Raw genomic sequence first — 815 nt, forward strand, 5'->3', positions numbered from 1 at the left:
TGCGGGTGCCGCCTCTTTATCTTCATGCCACGCAATCGACGTGATAGGTCTTCTTTCCGTCTCTCTCTTCGCACACGAGACCATGGATGTCGGTCTCGAAGCCCGGGAAACGAGCATTGAAGTCGCGCGCGAACTTCAGATAGCGCACGATCGTGGCGTTGAATCGCTCGCCCGGAATGAGCAGCGGAATACCGGGCGGATAGGGCGTGACCAGCATCGCGGTGACTCGCCCTTCGAGGTCGTCGATCGACACGCGCTCGATCTCGCGGTGGGCCATCTTGGCGAAGGCGTCGGCCGGCTTCATCGCTGGCACCATGTCCGACAAGTACATCTCGGTGGTCAGACGGGCGACGTCGTGCGCCTTGTAGAAGCTGTGGATCTGGGCACACAAATCCTTGAGGCCGACACGCTCGTAGCAGGGATACTTGGCCACGAAATCGGGCATCACCCGCCATAGGGGCTGGTTTTCGTCGTAGTCGTCCTTGAACTGCTGCAACTCGGTCACCATGGTGTTCCAGCGACCCTTGGTGATGCCGATGGTGAACATGATGAAGAAGGAGTAGAGGCCGGTCTTCTCGACGATGATGCCGTGCTCCGCGAGATAGCGCGTGAGGATGCCCGCCGGAATACCCCATTCGGCAAAGTCGCCATCGACATCGAGACCCGGAGTGATCACCGTGGCCTTGATGGGGTCGAGCATGTTGAAGCCTTCGGCCAGGTTGCCGAAGCCGTGCCAACGCTCACCGGCGTTGAGCATCCAGTCCTCGCGCTTGCCGATGCCTTCGTCGGCCAGGTAGTCAGGCCCCCAGACCTTG

1 protein-coding gene is annotated in these 815 nt (G+C 60.5%); it reads right to left on the reverse strand.

The genetic code is table 11. The features are described from left to right. Positions 1 to 22: 22 nt before the first annotated feature. The coding region (locus GPA21_RS20305) for an Orn/Lys/Arg family decarboxylase (RefSeq protein ID WP_479686191.1) at positions 23 to 815 on the reverse strand (793 nt) is incomplete at its 5' end.

The sequence above is a fragment of the Azoarcus taiwanensis genome, assembly GCF_012910885.1.
In the GTDB taxonomy this organism is placed as follows: domain Bacteria; phylum Pseudomonadota; class Gammaproteobacteria; order Burkholderiales; family Rhodocyclaceae; genus Azoarcus_F; species Azoarcus_F taiwanensis.